Raw genomic sequence first — 17,443 nt, forward strand, 5'->3', positions numbered from 1 at the left:
GAGTCGATCCGTGCGGCGGGCCGCCGTCGTGCGGGGTGAACTACCGCTCGTAGCCGGTCACTTGCCCAGGTACGCGTTGTAGATCTTCACCGAGGACTTGTTGCCCTTCTTGTCGGTGACGTTGGCCGAGAAGGAGATGCCCTTGCCCTTCGCCGGGTTCTTCACCGTGATCTTGCCCTTCTTCACGGTGACCTTCTTCCAGGTCTTCCCCTTGTTGTAACTGACGTACGTCGTCAGCGACTTCAGGTTCTTACCGGCAGCCGCACCGGTCACCTTCACCGGAACGGAGACGGTCTTGCCCGCCTTGGCCCGGCCGTCGACGCCGACCGCCGGAGAGAAGCGGACCGTGGAGACCGGCAGCACGGCCAGGCCGGTCTTCTTGGAGCGGAAGGTCCAGGCCACGTCCACCTGCGTGGAGAGCGGGCTGATCTTCGCGCTGCGCTTCACCGAGCTCGTCAGCTTGTAGTTCGCCGCGCCCGACGGGACCTGGAAGGGGTTTCCGGTCAGCGGGTCGTCGTTCTGGCCGATCTTCTTGCCGTTGCGGTACAGGACGGTCTTGACCGACGAGTAGTTCTGGAAGAGGTCGGCGTTGCCCTTGCTGTCCGCCAGCAGCGGCACGTAGGCCGAGATCCAGTTGTCCTCACGCACGACGCCGTGGTCGTTGTTCACCAGCGGTCCGAAGACCGGGGTGTTCACGGACTTCGTGTACGACTTGCCCGCCTTGTAGGTGGCTTCGTCCCCGAGGCTGTACGCGGAATCGTAGGTCGGGAAGCCGTTCTGGACGGGGCCCAGCTGGGCGAACTCCAAGCCCCACTTCACCTTGTCGGCGGTGGAGAGGTACAGCGTGCGGGTGCCGGGCAGGTTCTGCCCCGACGCGAAGGACCAGGCGCTGTCGTTCGTGGGCAGGAAGCCCCACGGGGTGACCGTGCCCTTCTTCTTCGGCGCGCCCGCACCCATGCCGACCTTCACCTTGGCCAACTGCTTCGCGGTGAACTTCCGGCTGTAGCCGGTCGCGAGCTTCTTGACCTTGCCGCCCGTGGCGATGGAGTACTGGGTCTTCGACCCCGCCGTCCAGGAGGCCGACCAGTGCTGGGCGACCGAAACGCCGGTGGGCTGCGGACCGACGTGCAGGGTGCGGAAGTTCTTCGCCTCGTCCAGCAGCCAGCCGGAGCCGAAGCCGTTGGCCTTCGTGCTGACGGAGTACTCCGCCACGAACATCTTGGGCTTGGCCTTCTTGTCCGGCACCGTGATGTTCACCAGCTTCGCCTTGCGGGCGTCGAAGGTCAGCGAGGTGTTCTTGGTGACGGCGACCTTCGGCTGGGCGATCGTGTTGACGCCCTGCGAGAACTTGGAGCCGTTGAAGATGGCCGAGTCGACGGTGTACGTGCCCTTCGGCAGCCGTATCTTCGTCGTACCGTTCACGACGCGCGCGTTCACGAAGGAACCGCCCGCCCCGCCGCTCAGGTCGTAGATCGTGATGGCGGCGTTGGAAGCGGCCTTGCCGGCGCGGTCGATGTGCTTGACCGTCAGGTCGTACGACTCCACCTCGCGGTCGACCGCGGCGGCCGTGCGCACGGTCTGACCGCCGCCCGTGGCCACCAGGTACGCGGAGTACGCGCCGTCGAGGGTGCCGCCGAGGCGGGTGTCGGTCGTCAGCGTCACATCGGCCGTGCCGCCCGCCGGGACGGTCACCTGGTTGGCGCCGAGGGTGAAGAAGCCGGCCGGTGCGGGCTTGCCCTTGGGACCGGTGCTCGTGAGGCTCAGGTCGAGCGTGATGTCACTCGTACCGAGGTTGCGGTAGGTGACGTTCCTGGTGACGGGCTTGTCGTCGGTGTGCGGCCACTGCTGTGTACCGAAGCTCACCGACGAGGGCTCGGCGACGACGCTCTGCTTGAGCGCGCGGTCCACCGAGATCCGGCCGGAGCCCTGCTGGAACGGGCTGTACGCCCCGGCCTTCGTGGACGCGGTGAGCACGCCCTTCAGCTCGGTGGCCTTCCAGCCCGGGTTCTGCTGCTTCAGCAGGGCGGCGGCGCCCGCGACATGCGGGGTGGCCATCGACGTACCTGAGATGGTGGAGTAACCGGCGGGCTTCTGGCCCACCTCCTGGGCGATCAGCGACTTGCCCGGGATCGCCGCCGTGATGTCCACACCGGGGGCGGTGACATCCGGCTTGACGGCCCCGTCACCGACGCGCGGACCACGGCTGGAGAACTCCGCCAGCTTGTCCTTGACATCGACCGCGCCCACGGTCAGCGCGGCGTCCGCACTGCCCGGGGAGCCGACCGTACCGGCGCCGTCGCCCTCGTTGCCCGCCGCGATGGCGAACAGGACGCCCTTCTCGGCCGTCAGCTTGTTGACCGCTGCCTCCAGCGGGTCCACATCGGGGGTGTCCTCGCCGCCGAGGCTCAGGTTGACGATGTCGGCGCCCTGCGCGACCGCCCACTCCATCCCGGCCAGGATGCCGGAGTCCTCGCCGTAGCCTTCGTCGTCCAGCACCTTGCCGGAGAGCAGCTTGGCGTCCGGGGCCACACCCTTGAACTTGCCCTTCGACGCGGCACCGGTGCCCGCCGCGATCGAGGCGACGTGCGTGCCGTGGCCGACCCGGTCCTTCGTGTCCTTGGAGGCACTGAAGTTCTTCGAGGCCAGGATCTGGCCCTTGAGGTCGGCGTGGGTGCTGTCGGTCCCGGTGTCCAGGACCGCGATCTTGACGCCCTTCCCGGTGAAGCCGGCCTTCCAGGCCGCCGGGGTGCCGATCTGCGGGACGCTCCGGTCCAGGCTCGCCTGACGGACGCCGTCCAGCCAGACGCGGTCGATGCCCGCCGCGGTGGTGGCCCGGCTGTCGTCGCTGTCGGTGAGCGCTTCCCAGATCTCCGGCGCGTCCTCGGTCGGCGTGACCACCGACTCGGCGTTCAGCGACCGCAGGCTCCGGCCGACCTCGGTGCCGCCCGCGTCGCGGACCTGCGCCTTGGCGGCCTTGGCCGCGCCCCGGTAGCCGACGATCAGCTTCAGGCCGCCCCGCTGGGACCGGAGACTCTCCGGCTTGCTCAGCTCGGTGACGTCGAACAGCCGCTGGTCGAGCTTGCCCGAGCTGATGAGCTGACGGGCGTCGGCCGGAATGACGAGCGTGTGTCCCTTGCTGCTCATCCGCTGGACCGGTATGTGCTCGCGCCCCTTGGCGGGCTCGAACTTCACCGGCCGGCCCTCGTCGTCCACGGTGACCCGGTCACCGGTGATGAGGGTCAGGTGGTGCTGGGCTCCGGTCAGCGCCCGGGTGTCGGACGCCCCCTTCTGACCAGGCTGGGCCATGGCCGGACTGACCATGCCCGCGGCCAGCGCCACGGCGACCGCGGTGGCGACCGCCGGTATGCACGCGTTTCTCACGTGTCTGCGCAACTCTCCCCCAGGAGAACTCGGTGGTTCTTCAACCCCCCTCGGTCCGCAGACACGTACGAGTGTGACGGCTGCGGCCGACGGTTCAACGAACTAGAGGGTAAGCCGGGCAGGTTGGTTCACAGAATCAGCACAGGAATGGGGAACTGGCGGAAAATAGTCGCACCGGGGGGCCCGGTGTCCGGCGCGCCGATGGTTGCGCCGATGATTTTCGTCCGCCGGAGAGGTCTGCCCGGTGTGGAAGCCGAAACCGAAGCCGAGATCCAACCCGAGACCGCGAACGTGAACGAGGACGAGAACGGGGACGGGGACGAGGAAGCCGGGAGTCCGGTCGTCCTGACCGTGACCGTAACCGTGACCCTGACCGGCCGGGTCGGCCGCGCAGCCGTACCCGGTCTCTGTGCCGAACTGGAGCGCCGCCTCGCCGACCGTCCGGGTGCCGCCCCGGTCGAGTGCGATGTGGGCGGTGTGGACCGTGCCGATCTGGCCCTGGTCGAGGCGGTGGCCCGGCTGGCCCTCGTCGCCCGCCGGGCCGGGCGCCGACTGCGGCTGCGCGGGGTGGCGCCCGAACTCCGGGCGCTGCTGGACCTGGTGGGGCTGGAGGACGTGGTCGGTCTGGCGGGGGAGGTGCCCGAGGTGGCCGAGGAGGTGGAGAGCCCGGAGGGTCCGGAGCGGCGGGTGCCGGGGCCGTACTGACCTGGGTGCTGGGGCCGTACGGGCCGGGACTGTACGGGCCAGGGGCCTGGGATCGTACGAGCCAGGGGCCTGCGACCGTACGGGCCGGGGGCGGATGCATCTCCGGCCCGTACGTGCCCCCGGCCAGTACACGCGCTCAGTGCGCTCTCAGTACGGGATCACTCCCCGGCCGTCGCCGCCGGAAGCCGGTCGGGGAGGCCGAACAGCGGGAACCAGCGCTCCACGTCCAGGAAGCAGTGCATCCCCGAGACCGCCCCGTCCTGGATGTCGATGACCTGCACCGCCCACGGCACGAAACCGGACCCCTCCGGATCGGGCTTGTAGTGCGCGAAGCCGGGGGACCCGTTGGCCGGTACCGGCACCAGCCGGGAGCCCGCGCAGGCCGCGCCGATGGTCGTCATGAAGCCCGTGATGTCGGAGGTGCCCCGGAGCCACAGGTCGAACGGCGGCATCGTCATCACCGCGTCCTCGTGGAGCAGCGCGGTCAGGGCGGCCATGTCGTACCCCTCGAACGCCTTCACATAGCGCTCCAGCAGCTTCCGCTGCTCCTCGTCGAGCGGGTCCGCCGCGTCCGGGACCCGGCCCGCCCGCTCGGTCAGGGTGGCGCGGGCCCGCTGGAGGGCGCTGTTGACCGAGGCGACGGAGGTCTCCAGCAGCTCGGCGACCTCCGCGGCCTTCCAGGCGAGCACCTCGCGCAGGATCAGCACGGCCCGCTGCTTGGGCGGCAGGTGCTGGAGGGCGGCGATGAACGCCAGGCGCACCGACTCCCGCGCCACGGCGGCCTCCGCCGGGTCCTGGACGGTGGGCAGGACGCGGCCGTCCGGCATCGGCTCCAGCCAGACGTTCTCCGGGCGGGGGGTGAGCGCGGCCTGGGCGAGCGGGGTCGGGTCGGTCAGATCGACCGGGCGGGCCCGCTTGTTGCCCGCGTTCAGCATGTCCAGGCAGACGTTGGTGGCGATGCGGTAGAGCCAGGAGCGCAGGGAGGAGCGGCCCTCGAACTTGTCGAAGTTGCGCCAGGCCCGCACCAGGGTGTCCTGCACCGCGTCCTCGGCCTCGAACGCCGAGCCGAGCATCCGGTAGCAGTACCCCGTCAGCTCGGTCCGGTGGCCTTCGAGGCGGGCGTCGACGCCGGTGTCACCGGAGGCCCCGGTCTCACCGGCCCCAGCACCCGCCCCCGCACCCGTGGCCGTCGTCGTGGTCAGATCGCTCATCGCTCCACCCCTGTCGCGCCCTGTGGCGCAGCCGCTGTGGCATCCGTCACCCAGTACGTCGGAAGCTACCGCAGGCCACTGACAACGAGAGGGGAAAGAGCCCGACGGGCCCCGACGGGCGAGCGTCGACCGGGCGGGATCAGGTGCCGGGCTTGCGCCCGTAGACGTACACGTCGTCACCGTTCTTCAGCAGTTTCCAGTATGCCTTCGCGTCGGCGGGGCGCATGTTGACGCAGCCGCCGGAGCCCGGCGGGTTGTACATGGACTTGGTGACCGAGTGGAACGCCTGGCCGCCGTCGAAGAACTGGGCGTGCGGCATCCACACCTTGTAGATCGTCGACCAGTGCTTGATGTTGCGCCAGTAGATCTTCTTCGCGCCCGTCCGGGTCTCCGCGCCGTCCCGCCCGGTCCGCACCGGCACCGGCCCGTACTTCAGCTTCTTGCCGTCCTGTATCCAGCTCAGCTGGCGGGTCAGGTCGACGCAGGCGATGCGGCCCTTGTTGGTGGGACACTTCCCGGCCTTGTTGGGGTTCTTCCCGGCCGCCTTCTGGGCGAGCATCGTGTTCATGGTGCGCCAGGTCAGCGGCCCGGCGTAGCCGATGGTGGGGGTGATCCCGTGGGCCTTCTGGAACTTCTGGATCGCCTTGCAGTCGGCGGCCGACTGCTTGCCGTCGACCGGCCGCTTCAGGAACTTCTCCACCTGCTTCTGGTGCGGCCCGGCGGAGGTGGTGCAGGAGGGCGCCGCCTGGGCCGTGGTGCCGGTGCCCAGGACCAGGGCGGGTGCCGCCACCAGCCCGGCCACGGAGAGCGCCGCCCCGCGGCGCAGCCGTACGCCGGTTACTTTCGCCATCACTCCCATGTCCCCCAACTCCCCTTCGCCCACAGTGGTTTTGTGGTTACGCCTGGTAGACGCGCGAAGGGGAGGCGGGGTTGCACGGGGCAGGTCTCGGTTGCGTCGCGTTCCGGCATAGCCGGAATTACGGCTTCCGGAACGAGTCCCCGGACGGCTTCCGGAGCGTGCCCCCCGGAGGGTCAGCGGGCAGCCGGGACCAGCGCCCGCCGCTCGGCCCGCGCCACCCGGGTCCCGTACAGCGTGATCGAGACGACACCGAGGACCGCGAACAGACCGAGGGCCACCGTCGCCGCCCAGCCGCCCGTGTGGAAGGCGACCGCGCCGAGCGTGCCGCCCGCGCTGGAGCCCAGGTAGTACGCCGACTGGTACAGCGCCGACGCCTGCGCCCGGCCCTCCGTCGCGGTCCGGCTCACCGAGGACGAGGCGACCGCGTGCCCGGCGAAGAAGCCGGCCGTGATCAGCACCAGGCCCGCCAGCACGGCGAGCAGCGACTCCGACAGCGAGAGCAGCAGCCCGGCCGCCGTCGTCGAGACCGCCAGATAGAGCGCGCCCCGGCGGCCGAGCCGGGCCACCAGCCGTCCGGCGGCGGCCGAGGAGACCGTACCGACCAGGTAGATGAGGAAGACCGAGCCGATGATGCCCTGCGGCAGGCCGAACGGCTCCTCCGCCAGCCGGTAGCCGATCACCGTGTAGACCGCGCCGAACACCGTCATGAACAGCGCGCCGATCGCGTACAGCCGTACCAGCAGCGGGTTGCCCAGGTGGGCGGCGACGGTCTTCGCGAGCGCCTTCGGGTTCAGCGAGCCGGGGGTGAAGTTACGGGCCCTGGGGATCAGGAAGTGGAAGGCGACGGCGCACGCCAGCGCGAGCAGGCCGACCGCCGCGAGCGCCGCGCGCCAGCCCCACAGCTGGGCGACCCAGCCGGTGAGGACGCGGCCGCTCATACCGCCGATGCTGTTGCCCGCGACGAACAGCCCGATCGCCGCGATCAGCGCCTTGGGCCGCACCTCCTCCGCCAGATACGCCATCGCGGAGGCCGGAAGCCCGGCGAGCGCCGCGCCCTGGATCGCCCGCAGCGCGATCAGCCAGCCGATGGAGGGCGCGAACGGCACCAGCATCCCGACCACGACCGCGACCGTCAGCGAGGCCGTCATCATCTGCCGCCGCCCGAACCGCTCCGAGAGCGCGCTCAGCGGCAGTACGCAGAGCGCCAGCGCGCCGGTCGCCGCGGAGACCGTCCAGCTCGCCTGCCCGGCGCTCACGCCGTACGCGGTGGAGATCGCGGGCAGCAGGGCCTGGGTGGAGTAGAGGAGGGCGAAGGCCGCGACCCCGGCGGCGAAGAGCGCGAAGCTCATCTTCCGGTAGCCGGGGCGGCCGGGCTCCAGCCGCTCGACAGAGGTCGGCGCGGCGGCGCGGGAGGTGATGACGGGGGACGACGGGGCAGAGGCATCCACGACGACGGTGGATGCCCCGGTATCGGCGGGAGGCATACGTCGAACGTAGAGCTGCACGTTTCATGCGTCCAATGCACGAAACCGCCATAATCAATCCCATGGCGCATCAACGCAGCTCACAGCCTCGGCTGTCACCGAGCAGTTACGAAGAAGACATCCGGGCCGTCCTCGCGCCACGCCTCGCGTACTTCGAGGCGGTCGCCCGGCACGAGCATGTGACCCGCGCCGCACACGAGCTCGGCGTCCCGCAGTCCACGCTCTCGCGGGCCATGGTCCGGCTCGAAGAGGACCTGGGCGTCGCCCTGTTCGCCCGCAAGGGCCGTACGGTCTCGCTCACCCCGGCCGGCCGCACCTTCCTCGCCTCCGCCGAACGGGCCCTGGCCGAGGTGGAGAAGGCCGCCGACTCGGTCCGGGCCGACGCCGACCCCACGGCGGGCCGGGTCTCCTTCGGCTTTCTGCACACCATGGGCTCGGAGACCGTACCCGCCCTGATCCGCGCCTTCCGCGCCGACCACCCGAAGGTCCGCTTCCAGCTCGTCCAGAACTACGGCGAGGCCATGATCGAACGGCTCCGCGCGGGCGGCCTCGACCTCTGCCTCACCTCACCCGTGCCCGACGCCCCCGACCTGGTCACCCGCCGCCTGGACGAACAGCGCCTGCGCCTGGTGGTCCCCGACGACCACCGCCTCGCCACCCGCCGCCGCATCCGCCTCGCGGAGGCCGCCGACGAGACGTTCGTGACCCTCGAACCGGGTTACGGCCTCCGCCGCATCACCGACGACCTCTGCGCGGAGGCGGGATTCACCCCGCGCGTCGCCTTCGAGGGCGAGGAGGCCGAGACCCTGCGCGGCCTGGTCGCCGCCGGTCTGGGGGTGGCCCTGCTGCCGCCGCCCGCGGTCGCCCGGCCGGGCGTGGTCGAGCTGACGGTGACGGCGCCCCGCGCGGTCCGCGAGATCGGGGTCGCCTGGCTGGACGGCCACCCCGACACCCCGCCGGTCGCCGCCTTCAAACGGTTCCTGCTCTCCCGGCGGGGGAACCTGCTGCCGGAATGAGAGGGCCCGGAAGCCGTGCTGAACGGTGGCGACGACCCCTCCCGCCGTCGACCCGTGCGAGACGGGCAGAATGTCCAGGTGACCCACGCTTCGCCCGCCACCCCGGACACCTCACCCGCGTCTGTGCGGTGGGAGGCGAGGGACGCCCTCCTTCCCGGCGCCACCGGAATCGTCCTGGTGGTGATCGCGCTGTTCCTCGCCGCCGGGCTGCCCGGGAAGTTCGCCGAGGTACGGGAGTTCCGGGCAGCCCTCCCGTGCGCAGGTGCTGTCGGCCCGGCGGCCGGCCACGGGGACTGCCTCTCCGAACGCCCGGCCACGGTCCTGGCCAAGGAACGTCGGAAACAGTCCAAGTCCGAGATCTGGCTGGTGAAGGTCGACCCCGGTGCGGGCGCTTCACCGGTCCAGGTGAGGATGCAGGGCCCCGGGCCCGTCTTCGACGAGGTGGAGCGCGGGGACCGGGTGGTGCTGCACTCCTGGCGTTCCACGGTGTGGGCGCTGGGCCTGGGGGATCTGCGCCAGGACGCGCACGGCAAGCCCGGTGACATCGCGTTCGCTCAGCTGGGGGTGACTCTCGCGCTGGCGATCCTCGGTGCGGCCCTCCTGCTGGCGGCGCTCCGACGGGCCCTGCGCCGTCCCCGCGACCCCGTGGTCCGGGCGTGGCGCGCCGCCGTGCCGTGCGTGGCGGCCCTGGTGGCAGCCGGAGTCGCGATCACCGCCTCCGCCGTCGCCGACGACGCTCCGCTCGTCCTCCTGGTCTCCGCCGCCGGTTGCGCGGTCTCGGGAGCGGCAGCGGCGCTGCTGACCTGGCTGCTCGGGCGGCGCGCCACGGACGACGTCGTCCTCGAACCCACGGCCCTCACCGGGAGACAGGTCGTACGGGCCACCGTGGTCGGCGACGTGCCCTACAGCGTGGAGGGGTACGACCACCTCGTCCTCGATCCGCCGCTGGAGCCCGGCGGCCGCGCACGTCTCGCGCCGGCCCCGGACGCGTACGGGAAGGTCGTTCTCGATCCGCTGCCGGACACCCTCGTCCCGCTGCGGTTGCGGCGCAAGCACGTGGCCGACCCACGCCCGGGGCGGTGGTGGTCGGACGTGGTGCTGAGGTGGTACTCGGAAGTGGTGCTGGAGTGCCGGGACGGGGAGGCCCCGGTGCTCGTCGTGGCGGAACGGCACGACATGCGCCGCATCCTGGGCGCGCTGCCGCCACCGGCCGGCTGACAGCCCCCTCGACCCCCGTCGCCTCTCTGTTCGAAGAGGAGGGGAGAATGGCCCGGTGAACCCTGCTTCCTCCTCCTTTTCGCCGCCGCCCGCCCGCCCGGGCCTGATGGGCATCACCCTTGCCGCCGTGATCGGATCGGTGATGGTCCTGGCCGCATTCGTCCTGTTCGCGCTGCTGCCCGGGTCCCTCTCCGAGGCCCGCGACTTCCGGGCCGCGCGGTCGTGCGAGGAGATCGGGGGCTCGGCGGTGGAGAACGGCGACTGCCTCGGCGCGTGGCCCGCCACGGTCGTCTCCACCGACGTCGGCCGGAAGAACAAGGCCGTCACCAACTGGGTCACCGTCGACTTCGGCCCCGGGCAGGAGCGGTCGCTCCGGATACGGATGCAGGGTTCCGGGCCGGTGTGGGAGACGCTCGCGCCCGGGGACCGGGTCACCGCGCTGACCTGGCGCGACCGGCTCTGGGGGCTGGAGAAGGGGGAGCTGCGCCAGGACACGACCGAGAAACCGGGCCGCGCCTCCACCGTCCAGCTCGCCCTGGGGCTCGCGCTGCTGATCACCGGCGCCGTCTTCCTGCGGGGATCGGGGTGGCTGCACCGCCGCCGCGCCGTCGGCGCCCCGCCCGCCCGCGCCTCGCAGATCGTCGTGCCGATGGTGGCGACCTTCCTGGCGGTCGCCACCGCCGTCACCGTCGCCGCCACCACGGACACCCTCTGGCTCGTCCTGCTGGTCACCGCCGCCGGGTGCGCGCTGGCGTGGACCGCCTCGGTGCTGCTGGTCCGGCGGCTGGGAGGCGGACGTACGGGCTGAGCCCCTGGCGTACGTACGGCTTGGGCAACGGGCCGCGATGTGCGACCCGCCGTACGGGCTCTGCCCCCGTACCGCCCCGGCTCAGTGCCGCAGCGACCGTCCGAACCCCGCCGCCAGCGGCATCCGCAGCCCCAGCGGCGGCGGAGCGGCCAGCGCGTCCTTGACCGGGCGGGCGTAGGACCGGGCGAAGAGCGATCCGCGGATGAAGTCGGCGGCCAGCGCGACCACTTCGGAGCGGTGCTGGCGCAGCGCGTTCCCGTCCGAGTGGACCTCGAAGCGGCAGGTGTCCCGGTTGGACTTCTTCGCCCGCTCGGCCAGCCGGTACGACAGCTCCGGGTCGGTGCGCTCGTCGTTGGTGCCGTGCACGATCAGCACCCGCCGCCCCACGAGCTGTTTCACCGGCTCCGGTTCGGCGGTGGTGTGCTCCGGCAGCCAGGGGGCCATCGCCAGCACCGAGTTCACCGCCCCGTGCCCGGCGGCCCGCAGCGCCGCCCGCCCGCCCATCCCGTGGCCCACCAGGCAGACGGGCACGTCCCCGTACCGCCGCTGGACCTCGTCCGCCGCCCAGGCGGCGTCCTCGGCGGGGTGCGCGTCGGTGTCGTTCCAGCCCCGGTGGCGGTAGCGCAGAACGTGCACCGCAAGCCCGTCCCCCTCCCCGGCGCGCGCCAGCGCACGGGCGAACGGCAGCTGTATCGCGTACGAAAGGGGGGAGGGACGGCGCCGTGAGTCGGGTTCGCCGTCCGGGAGCAGCAGGACCACGCCGCTGACCTCGTATGGTGCTCCGGCCGTCGAGACGGCCCGTCCCAGCCTGGCGGCAGGCAGGGGGAGTGCGCGCTGTGCCATGACAGAACAGTCTCAGAAGAGCAGGTGTACTCCACCCGACTTTCCGGTCACTGTTACGCATCGACGGAAGGCGTCGGCAGGCGCTCTACGCGCGTAGGCGCTACAGTGCCCAGATGACGAGCCAGACCCTGAATGTCCCCGATTCCGACCAGATCCGGCGCGCCCCCAAGGTGCTGCTCCACGACCACCTCGACGGCGGCCTCCGCCCGGGCACGATCATCGAGCTGGCCCGCGCGCAGGGGTACGACTCCCTGCCCGAGACCGAGGCCGACAAGCTCGGCATCTGGTTCCGCGAGGCCGCCGACTCCGGTTCGCTGCCCCGGTATCTGGAGACCTTCGCCCACACCTGCGCCGTCATGCAGACCCGTGACGCGCTCTTCCGGGTGGCCGCCGAGTGCGCCGAGGACCTCGCCGAGGACGGTGTCGTCTACGCGGAGATCCGGTACGCCCCCGAGCAGCACCTGGAGGGCGGGCTGACCCTCGAAGAGGTCGTCGAGGCGGTCAACGCGGGCTTCCGCGAGGGCGAGCGCATCGCCCGCGCCAACGGCCACCGCATCCGCGTCGGCGCCCTGCTCACCGCGATGCGGCACGCGGCCCGCGCGCTGGAGATCGCCGAACTCGCCAACAGCTACCGGGACCAGGGCGTCGTCGGCTTCGACATCGCGGGCGCCGAGGCGGGCTTCCCTCCCACCCGCCACCTCGACGCGTTCGAGTACCTCAAGCGGGAGAACAACCACTTCACCATCCACGCGGGCGAGGCGTTCGGCCTGCCGTCGATCTGGCAGGCCCTCCAGTGGTGCGGCGCCGACCGGCTCGGCCACGGGGTGCGGATCATCGACGACATCGAGATCGCCGAGGACGGCTCGGTCACCCTCGGCCGCCTCGCCTCCTACGTACGGGACAAGCGCATCCCGCTGGAGATGTGCCCGACGTCCAACCTCCAGACCGGCGCCGCCACCTCGTACGCGGAGCACCCGATCGGGCTGCTGCGGAAGCTGCATTTCCGCGTCACCGTGAACACGGACAACCGCCTCATGAGCGGGACGAGCATGAGCCGGGAATTCGAGCTGCTGACCGAGGCATTCGGATACACGCTCGACGACATGCAGTGGTTCACCGTCAATGCGATGAAATCAGCTTTCATTCCTTTCGATGAACGTCTCGCGATGATCAACGAGGTCGTCAAGCCCGGTTATGCCGAGCTGAAGTCCGAGTGGCTTTTCCGGCAGACCGCTGTGACCAGCGGTTCTGCTGCTTCCGCGAGCTGACGTTCGAGCCGCGGAAGAGACATGGAAGATGGCCGGGAGGCGAAATCCCGGCCATTTTTCGCGTGTCGGGATGTTTGCGGTGGGGGCGGCGGGATGGCTAACTTGCAGAGCCGCTCACATCCCCTTCCCCAAGGATGAATTCTCCATGAAGAAGTCTGCTGCCAAGACTCTCGGTGTCGCCGCCCTCGGTGCCGCTTTCGCCGCCGCCGCCGCGGGCAGCGCCTCCGCCGCCCCGGCCCTGCCGCTGGACTCCGCCGCCGGTGTGCTCCCCGTCTCCACCACGGCGCTGGAGACCCTCGCCGCCTCCGCCCAGTCCGCGCCGGTCCAGGACACCGTCGGCAAGGTCCTCGGCGGCGACGCCACCGACGCCGCCGCGCCGGTCACCGCGCTGCTCGGCGGACTGCCCACGCAGGGCCTCTCCGCCAACGGCATTCCGCTCGGCGGCTGACCCGCGGCACCCGCACCACCCCGACGCGCCGCCCCGCGGCGCGCACCCGCACATGACAGTGGGGCGCACACCCGGACCCGGGTGTGCGCCCCACTGCGTTCCCCGTGGGCCCCCGCGTCACCAGGCCGTCGCGGACGAGGAGGACTTCTCCGAGGGCAGCAGCGCCCACAGGGCCAGGTAGATGAGGAACTGCGGGCCGGGCAGCAGGCAGGAGACGACGAAGATGATGCGCATCGTGCCGGCCGAGGTGCCGAAGCGCCGTGCCAGCCCCGCGCACACGCCGCCGATCATGCGGCCTTCGGTGGGGCGGACCAGTGCGGCCATGGTGGGCTCCTTCGCGAGACGTGGACCGTAGCGGGGGGAGCGGGTTCCTTTCCGCTCCCGATGTACCCATGGTGCCTCCGCGAAGAGGGACAAAGCATCGCTCTACGGGGCGATGCCGACCCTGGTAATCGTCGGGGTCGACCCCCCAGGGGCCTCGTCCCTGAGGCGGGTCTCCTGCCGGTACCGGGGGAGGTCCCGCACCCCCGGCAGCCCCCGGCGGCGCAGCCGCGCCCGCCAGACCGGGACCACCAGCAGATGCGCCACGGCCACGCCCGCGGTGTTCAGCAGCACCGAGTCGACGTCCACGACCTGGCCCGGCACCCCGGTCTGGCCCAGTTCGATGGCGAGCGAGATCAGCGCCCCGGCCGTCACCGTGCGCAGCAGCGAGACCCAGGAGGAGACGAAGACCCGGCCCCCGGCCATCGGCAGCAGCACCCCGAGCGGGGCCAGCAGGAGCAGCGCCCCGCCGATCCGGCGCGTGGCCTCGACCGGTCCCAGCGCGAGGTCGGCTCTGATGCCGGCGAGCAGCTCGAAGTTGGCCGCCGTGATCCAGGGCACGTCCAGCGGGCGCAGCGTCAGCCACCCGACGAGCAGCAGGTGCGCGAGGAGGAGAGTGACCCCCACCGCGCGGAAGTGGATGACGGTCTGACCGTCCGAACCTTGACGCACGCCCACCAAGACGCCCCGGGCGGCGGGATCGGTTCCGCGACATGGCCGATGTCCGCCGTCCGCCCGGTCCCGCACCGGTCGGACCCGTACTGCTCTATCCCGTACGGCTCGATTCCGTACCGCCCAGTCCCTACCGCTCGGTCCCGTACCGCCCAGTGTCCCTACCGCTCAGTCCCGTACCAGCGCGTCCGGTGTCGTCACGTCCTGCGGCCGGGCCTTCGTCTGCGAGGTGCACACATAGCCGCGCGGCGGATACGCCCCGGGCCCGCCCAGGACCACCGAGCCCTCCGTCACGAGCGCCTCGTTCTCCGCGTACGTGCACACCAGCTGCGCCAGCGCCTCCTCCGACAGGTCCTCCGGCTGGCTGCTCAGCCGTACGGAGCCCGCCGGGTCGCCGTCGCGGGAGGGCTCGACCCGCAGCCCCGCCGGGACCGCCGTGGAGAACCCGGCCCGGCGCTCGCTCTCGGGCGGCACCTGCTGGACCTGCTCCAGCAGCGCGCGGGCGGCCGCCGGGCGGTCGGAGCCGGACGCGCCCGCCGCCACCGGCCGGTCCACGGCCACCAGCTCCGAGGCGCAGAGCAGGTACACCGGTGCCGTCACGCTGTCCGGGGACCGGGTCGCGACGCTCGCCGAGGACGGCTTGCACGGCACCCGGGAGGGCGCGGCCCCCGCGTCCACGGGCACCGACGTCGTACGGATTCCGCACCCCGAGGCCAGTACGGCGGCCATCAGTACGGCACCGAGCACGGCACCGGCACTCCGTACCCGGGAAGCGCCGCCCGTCACCGGCAGGGGAGGCGGGGAACCACCCGACGCACACGTACCCGTCCGGGAACCACCCCTCATGACGCCTCACCGTCCCCGTCCCGGTCCCCGCCCCGGGACCCGTCACCGTCCTCGCGCCCGTTCGGGTCCTCCACCCCGCCGCCGCCCGTCAGCTTCGAGGCGTCGCGCGGGAGCCGCAGGACGAAGACCGCCCCGCCCTCGGGGGAGTTGGCGGCCGTGATGTCACCGCCGTGGATGTGCGCGTTCTCCACGGCGATGGAGAGGCCGAGCCCGCTGCCCTCCGAACGCGGCCGGGAGGCGCTCGCCTTGTAGAAGCGGTCGAAGACGTGCGGCAGCACCTCCTCGGGGATGCCCGGACCGTGGTCCCGTACCTCGATGACCAGCTCCTCGCCCTCGGTCCGCACCTTCACGTTCACCGGCGAACCGCCGTGCTTGAGGGCGTTGCCGATCAGATTGGCCAGGATCACGTCCAGGCGGCGTGGGTCGAGCCGGACCATCATGCCGCGCTCCGCGTCCAGGTCCACCGCGTCCAGCCAGGCCCGGGCGTCGATGCACGCGGTGACCTGGTCGGCCACGTCCACGTCGTCCAGGACCAGGCGGGCCGTGCCCGCGTCGAAGCGGGTCACCTCCATCAGGTTCTCCACCAGGTCGTTCAGCCGCCGGGTCTCGCTGACCACGAGGTGCACGGCGGGCGCGATCATCGGGTCGAGACTGTCCGCCTCGTCCTCCAGCACCTCCGCCACCGCCGTGATCGCGGTCAGCGGGGTGCGCAGCTCGTGGGACATGTCGGCGACGAACCGCCGGCTCGACTCCTCCCGTGCGCTCATGTCCGCGACCTTCTTCTCCAGCGAGCTCGCGGTCCGGTTGAACGTACGGGAGAGATCGGCGAGTTCGTCCGTACCGGAGACCGTGAGCCGGGTGTCGAGCTTGCCCTCGCCCAGCTTGCGGGCCGCGTCACCGAGCCGCTGCACCGGGCGCAGCACGGTCGTCGCGGCGGCCTGCGCCAGCAGCGCCGAGCCGATCAGGGCGAGGGTGGTGGCGATCCCCAGCGACCAGGCCAGCGAGTTGAGGTCCTGCCGCTCCTGGTCCAGGGACTTGAGCATGTACCCGGTCGGGCCGCCGCCGATGATCCGCGTACCGGCGACGAGGTACGGGGTGCCTGCGATGCTCGTACGCTGCCAGAACAGGTGGTACTCGTGCTCGTTGTTCGAGGTCAGCGGCTGCTTGCGGGCCACCTGCTTCCGCAGCGGGTCCGGTACGTCCTCCAGGGTGAAGGTGTCCAGGTCGGAGAAGCCGACCATCGGCCTGCCGCGCTCGCGCTCGTCCACCAGCAGCACGTCGTAACCGGGGCCGCCGGACGCCATCTGCCCGGCGGCCCGCTGGAGGTCCTCCTCGAGGGGCCGGGCAGGCAGCGCCGCCGCCGTGTCCTGCATCTGCCGCCGGAAGTCGTCGAGCGCGGTGCCCTGCGTACGGGTCAGCACGGCCTCGCGGTTGAGCCAGTACGCGATCCCCGACGCGGAGACCGCGGCGGTCAGCGCCACCAGCGCGAACACCACGACGAGCCGCAGCCGCAGGCTGGTCCAGCGCAGACCGGCCCGGATCGACCGCTTGGTTCGCTCCGTCACTGAGGCGAGTCCAGCCGGTAGCCCACGCCCCGCACCGTACGGATCAGGGTCGGCGAGGACGGCACGTCCTCCACCTTGGCGCGCAGCCGCTGCACACAGGCGTCCACCAGCCGGGAGTCGCCCAGGTAGTCGTGCTCCCACACCAGGCGCAGCAACTGCTGCCGGGACAGGGCCTGTCCGGGCCGACGGCTCAGCTCCAGCAGGAGCCGCAGCTCGGTCGGCGTGAGCTGGAGGTCCTCACCGCCCTTGGTGACGGTCATGGCGGAGCGGTCGATGACCACGTTGCCGAAGGTCGCCGAGTCGGTCGACTCGCGCTCACCGCGGCGCAGCACCGCCCGGATGCGGGCGTCCAGCACCCGCCCCTGGACGGGTTTGACCACATAGTCGTCCGCGCCGGACTCCAGTCCCACCACGACGTCGATGTCGTCGCTGCGCGCGGTCAGCAGAATGATCGGCAGCTGGTCGGTGCGCCGGATACGCCGGCACACCTCGAAACCGTCGATCCCGGGCAGCATCACGTCCAGCACGACCAGGTCGGGGCGCTGCTCGCGCAGCAGCTCCAGGCCGTCCTCTCCCGTCGCCGCGGTGGCCACACGGTGGCCCTGGCGTGACAGCGAGAGTTCGAGGGCCGTGCGGATGGCGTCGTCGTCCTCGATCAGCAACAGGAAAGGCACGAGCGTCATTCTGGCCCATGGTGGCGCTTCAGTTCGACCTGTGGCCCGGTCCCGTTCTCCCGGCACGGCCGTCTCCGCTGCCGGGCACGGCCGCAACTGCCCCTGTGACAGGGCTGTGACAGTC

At 71.6% G+C, this 17,443-nt stretch carries 16 protein-coding genes; 6 read left to right on the plus strand and 10 right to left on the minus strand.

Translation table 11 applies throughout. The features are described 5' to 3' along the window. Window positions 1-57: 57 nt before the first annotated feature. Window positions 58-3,321 carry a peptidase S8 gene (locus B7C62_23055; GenBank protein ID ARF77337.1) on the minus strand — a complete coding sequence of 1,088 codons (3,264 nt, stop codon included), beginning with the start codon at window positions 3,319-3,321 and terminating at the stop codon, window positions 58-60. A 273-nt stretch (window positions 3,322-3,594) separates the two neighbouring features. On the opposite strand from B7C62_23055, the gene B7C62_23060 reads away from it, so the two are divergent. Further along, window positions 3,595-4,086: a hypothetical protein gene (locus B7C62_23060; GenBank protein ARF74791.1), complete on the plus strand. Its 492-nt coding sequence runs from the start codon at window positions 3,595-3,597 to the stop codon at window positions 4,084-4,086. A gap of 158 nt (window positions 4,087-4,244) precedes the next feature. Here B7C62_23060 and B7C62_23065 read toward each other — a convergent pair whose 3' ends face one another. The 3 genes from B7C62_23065 to B7C62_23075 form a co-directional block, all read right to left on the minus strand. Beyond that, window positions 4,245-5,297: an RNA polymerase subunit sigma-70 gene (locus tag B7C62_23065; protein ID ARF74792.1), complete on the minus strand. Its 1,053-nt coding sequence runs from the start codon at window positions 5,295-5,297 to the stop codon at window positions 4,245-4,247. Window positions 5,298-5,436: 139 nt separating this feature from the next. After that, window positions 5,437-6,156, minus strand: coding sequence for a hypothetical protein (locus tag B7C62_23070; GenBank protein ID ARF74793.1), 720 nt, complete (start codon window positions 6,154-6,156; stop codon window positions 5,437-5,439). A gap of 173 nt (window positions 6,157-6,329) precedes the next feature. Continuing rightward, a complete protein-coding gene (locus tag B7C62_23075; protein ID ARF74794.1) occupies window positions 6,330-7,640 on the minus strand; it encodes a hypothetical protein in 1,311 nt (436 codons plus the stop codon). Between the two features lie 62 nt (window positions 7,641-7,702). Between B7C62_23075 and B7C62_23080 the strand changes: the two genes are divergently transcribed. The 3 genes from B7C62_23080 to B7C62_23090 all read left to right on the plus strand — a co-directional run bounded on the left by B7C62_23080 (window position 7,703) and on the right by B7C62_23090 (window position 10,682). Then, window positions 7,703-8,656 carry a LysR family transcriptional regulator gene (locus tag B7C62_23080; protein ARF74795.1) on the plus strand — a complete coding sequence of 318 codons (954 nt, stop codon included), beginning with the start codon at window positions 7,703-7,705 and terminating at the stop codon, window positions 8,654-8,656. Between the two features lie 123 nt (window positions 8,657-8,779). Next, window positions 8,780-9,874 (plus strand): hypothetical protein, encoded by a 1,095-nt coding sequence (locus tag B7C62_23085; protein ARF74796.1) that lies wholly within the window; start codon window positions 8,780-8,782, stop codon window positions 9,872-9,874. Window positions 9,875-9,929: 55 nt separating this feature from the next. After that, the gene (locus B7C62_23090) at window positions 9,930-10,682 is read left to right on the plus strand and encodes a hypothetical protein (GenBank protein ARF74797.1); all 753 of its coding nucleotides are present in this window, start codon (window positions 9,930-9,932) and stop codon (window positions 10,680-10,682) included. Between the two features lie 81 nt (window positions 10,683-10,763). Here the strand turns inward: B7C62_23090 and B7C62_23095 are convergent, their stop codons facing one another. Continuing rightward, window positions 10,764-11,525: an alpha/beta hydrolase gene (locus tag B7C62_23095; protein ARF74798.1), complete on the minus strand. Its 762-nt coding sequence runs from the start codon at window positions 11,523-11,525 to the stop codon at window positions 10,764-10,766. 113 nt (window positions 11,526-11,638) lie between these two features. Between B7C62_23095 and B7C62_23100 the strand changes: the two genes are divergently transcribed. Continuing rightward, window positions 11,639-12,793 carry an adenosine deaminase gene (locus B7C62_23100; protein ARF74799.1) on the plus strand — a complete coding sequence of 385 codons (1,155 nt, stop codon included), beginning with the start codon at window positions 11,639-11,641 and terminating at the stop codon, window positions 12,791-12,793. A 145-nt stretch (window positions 12,794-12,938) separates the two neighbouring features. After that, entirely contained in the window at window positions 12,939-13,241 is a 303-nt protein-coding gene (locus tag B7C62_23105; protein ARF74800.1) for a hypothetical protein, read from the plus strand. A gap of 117 nt (window positions 13,242-13,358) precedes the next feature. On the opposite strand, the gene B7C62_23110 is transcribed toward B7C62_23105, so the two are convergent. From B7C62_23110 to B7C62_23130, 5 genes are all read right to left on the minus strand, one after another. Continuing rightward, complete coding sequence (locus tag B7C62_23110) at window positions 13,359-13,565, minus strand: PspC domain-containing protein (GenBank protein ID ARF74801.1); 207 nt, start codon at window positions 13,563-13,565, stop codon at window positions 13,359-13,361. A gap of 102 nt (window positions 13,566-13,667) precedes the next feature. After that, entirely contained in the window at window positions 13,668-14,240 is a 573-nt protein-coding gene (locus B7C62_23115; protein ARF74802.1) for a hypothetical protein, read from the minus strand. A gap of 162 nt (window positions 14,241-14,402) precedes the next feature. After that, complete coding sequence (locus B7C62_23120) at window positions 14,403-14,963, minus strand: hypothetical protein (protein ARF77338.1); 561 nt, start codon at window positions 14,961-14,963, stop codon at window positions 14,403-14,405. Between the two features lie 113 nt (window positions 14,964-15,076). Next, on the minus strand, window positions 15,077-16,645 hold the full coding sequence (locus B7C62_23125) for a two-component sensor histidine kinase (GenBank protein ID ARF74803.1): 1,569 nt from the start codon (window positions 16,643-16,645) through the stop codon (window positions 15,077-15,079). Beyond that, window positions 16,642-17,328 carry a DNA-binding response regulator gene (locus tag B7C62_23130; GenBank protein ARF74804.1) on the minus strand — a complete coding sequence of 229 codons (687 nt, stop codon included), beginning with the start codon at window positions 17,326-17,328 and terminating at the stop codon, window positions 16,642-16,644. Before B7C62_23130 ends, B7C62_23125 begins: the two co-directional genes overlap by 4 nt. Window positions 17,329-17,443: the final 115 nt, after the last annotated feature.

Source organism: Kitasatospora albolonga, from assembly GCA_002082585.1.
GTDB lineage: Bacteria > Actinomycetota > Actinomycetes > Streptomycetales > Streptomycetaceae > Streptomyces > Streptomyces stephensoniae.